Source organism: Streptomyces sp. NPDC059866 (assembly GCF_042731325.1).
GTDB lineage: Bacteria > Actinomycetota > Actinomycetes > Streptomycetales > Streptomycetaceae > Streptomyces > Streptomyces flavusporus.
Genome location: NZ_JBHWJT010000118.1, coordinates 1 through 2656, shown reverse-complemented (window position 1 = coordinate 2656; position 2656 = coordinate 1). Strand labels below are relative to the sequence as shown.

The following is a 2656-nucleotide window of genomic DNA, read 5'->3' as shown; positions in this document are numbered from 1 at the left end:
GCGCAGCCCGCCGCTTAGCCGGTTACCAACGGACGTCCACCGTGGCAGCCGGCGGAGGGGCGCAACCCGCGGCGGGCTCGCCGCACCCCCGCGACCCCGACCCACCCACCGGCACGAGCGCCCGCCGCTCAACCGTCGGAGACACTCCCACCGGCACGAGCGCCCGCCGCTCAACCGTCGGAGACACCCCCACTCGGCCCTCCCGACCGGCGATCACCGCTCACCCCTCGTACGCTCGGCTCATGTCAGAGGTGTACGCGGCCCGCCGAACCCGGCTACGGGAGCGCTGCAACGCGGCCGGCAGCGCAGCGGCGCTGATCTCCCGTCCCGCCAACGTCCGCTACCTCGCCGGAGCGGCACCCCAGCGTGCTGCCCTGCTGATCGGCAAGCGCGAGGACCTGCTGGTCTGCACCGGCCCCCCGGACGAGAAACCGACGGAAGGCCGCCCCGACGAGGCCCTGCCCGTTCACACCCTGCCCGGCCCCGGCCCCGCCGGCGATCCCGCCGTCGCGGCCGCCGACCTCGCCGTATCCCAGGGCGCCGACTCCCTCGCCGTCGAGGAACACCACCTCACCGTCGCCCGGCACCGCGCCATCCGCTCGGTCGCCCCCCGACTGCGCCTCGCTGATCTCGGCGGCGCGGTCGAGCAGCTCAGGGTCGTCAAGGACGAGGAGGAGATCTCCTGCCTGCGCATCGGCGCCGAAATCGCCGACCAGGCCCTCGGCGAGCTTCTGGAATCCATCCTCGTGGGCCGTACCGAACGCCACCTCGCCCTGGAACTGGAGCGCCGTCTCGTCGACCACGGCGCCGACGGCCCCGCCTTCCCGACCTCCGTCGCCACCGGCACCAACTCCGGCCGTCGCGGCCACCGCCCCACCGACCGCCGCGTCGAGGAGGGCGATTTCCTCTCCGTATGCCTGGGCGCGACGTACCGCGGCTACCGCTGCGAGATCGGCCGTACCTTCGTCATCGGCACCTCGCCCGCCGACTGGCAGATCGAGCTGTACGACCTGGTCTTCGCAGCCCAGCGCGCCGGCCGGGAGATGCTGGCGCCCGGCTCCGCCTACCGCGATGTCGACCGCGCCGCACGCCAGGTGCTGGATTCCGCGGGGTACGCAGAAGGCCTCCCGCCCCTCACCGGCCATGGTGTCGGACTCGAAATCGACGAGGACCCTCAGCTGGCCCCCTCGGCCATGGGTAAACTGGACGCTTGCGTGCCGGTCACCGTCGAACCGGGGGTCCACCTCCCGGGCCGGGGCGGCGTCCGGATCGATGACACGCTCGTCGTACGCCCCGAGGCGGACGGCGGACCCGAGCTACTCACCATCACGACCAAGGAGCTGCTCGCGCTCTAGCGGCACACCACCGCGGCGCCTGCCCCGGGGTCGTCCACGTCAGTCCAGGAGATTCCGCAACCGTGGCTTCCACGAACGACCTCAAGAACGGCATGGTGCTCAAGCTCGAAGGCGGCCAGCTCTGGTCCGTCGTCGAGTTCCAGCACGTCAAGCCCGGCAAGGGCCCGGCCTTCGTGCGCACCAAGCTCAAGAACGTGCTCTCCGGCAAGGTCGTCGACAAGACCTTCAACGCCGGCGTCAAGGTCGAGACGGCCACCGTCGACAAGCGCGACATGCAGTTCTCGTACATGGACGGCGAGTACTTCGTCTTCATGGACATGGAGACCTACGACCAGCTCATGGTCGACCGGAAGGCCGTCGGCGACGCCGCGAACTTCCTGATCGAGGGCTTCATGGCCACCGTCGCGCAGCACGAGGGCGAGGTGCTCTTCGTCGAGCTCCCGGCCGCTGTCGAGCTGACCGTCCAGGAGACCGAGCCGGGCGTCCAGGGCGACCGCTCCACCGGCGGCACCAAGCCCGCCATCCTGGAGACCGGCCACCAGATCCAGGTCCCGCTCTTCATCACCACCGGTGAGAAGATCAAGGTCGACACCCGCAGCAGCGACTACCTCGGCCGGGTGACCAGCTAACCGTGGCTGCCCGCAACACGGCCCGCAAGCGTGCCTTTCAGATCCTCTTCGAGGGTGACCAGCGCGGCGCCGACGTCCTGACGGTCCTCGCGGACTGGATCCGGCTCTCCCGGACCGACACCCGGCAGCCGCCGGTGAGCGAGTACACGATGCAACTGGTCGAGGGCTACGCGCAGCACGCGAAGCGGATCGACGAGCTCATCGCGCAGTACTCGGTCGGCTGGACGCTCGACCGGATGCCGGTCGTCGACCGCAACATCCTGCGCCTGGGCGCGTACGAGCTGATCTGGGTCGACGAGACCCCGGACGCCGTCGTGCTGGACGAGATGGTGCAGCTGGCGAAGGAGTTCTCGACGGACGAGTCGCCCTCGTTCGTCAACGGACTGCTCGGCCGGCTGAAGGACCTCAAGCCCTCGCTGCGTCGCACCGCCGAGGACGCCGGGGACTGAGTCACCTGAACGCCTCAGGGCCGCAGCTCGCACGCTGCGGCCCTGAGGCGTTTTTCGTGTCCCTCGGGTGCTCAGAAGGCTCCCGAAGCGCTCAGAACGCCGCCGGGGGTGGTGCCCGGAAGGAGTTCCTGCACGGGGACGCCGGACGACTGCGCCCGCAAGGCAACGCGCGGCACGGGGACCGCGGGGTCCCCCCCCGCGGACCGACCGACCCCCACCCCCG

At 70.9% G+C, this 2656-nt stretch carries 3 protein-coding genes and 1 pseudogene; 3 read left to right on the top strand and 1 reads right to left on the bottom strand.

All coding sequences use genetic code 11. From position 1 onward, the window contains the following. Nucleotides 1-242 precede the first annotated feature (242 nt). The 3 genes from ACFV7R_RS46925 to nusB all read left to right on the top strand — a co-directional run bounded on the left by ACFV7R_RS46925 (nt 243) and on the right by nusB (nt 2433). A complete protein-coding gene (locus ACFV7R_RS46925) occupies nt 243-1355 on the top strand; it encodes an aminopeptidase P family protein (protein ID WP_385276913.1) in 1113 nt (370 codons plus the stop codon). Between the two features lie 62 nt (nt 1356-1417). Then, nucleotides 1418-1984, top strand: coding sequence for an elongation factor P (gene efp / locus ACFV7R_RS46920; RefSeq protein WP_129796820.1), 567 nt, complete (start codon nt 1418-1420; stop codon nt 1982-1984). 2 nt (nt 1985-1986) lie between these two features. Then, a complete protein-coding gene (gene nusB / locus ACFV7R_RS46915) occupies nt 1987-2433 on the top strand; it encodes a transcription antitermination factor NusB (RefSeq protein WP_385276909.1) in 447 nt (148 codons plus the stop codon). A 98-nt stretch (nt 2434-2531) separates the two neighbouring features. Here the strand turns inward: nusB and ACFV7R_RS46910 are convergent. Beyond that, a pseudogene (locus ACFV7R_RS46910) lies at nt 2532-2656 on the bottom strand (transcriptional regulator); the annotation flags it as partial.

What these genes read in the sequence shown, in the direction of transcription:
- ACFV7R_RS46925 (WP_385276913.1), top strand. Translation starts at nt 243, where the DNA reads ATGTCAGAGGTGTACGCGGCCCGCCGAACCCGGCTACGGGAGCGCTGC.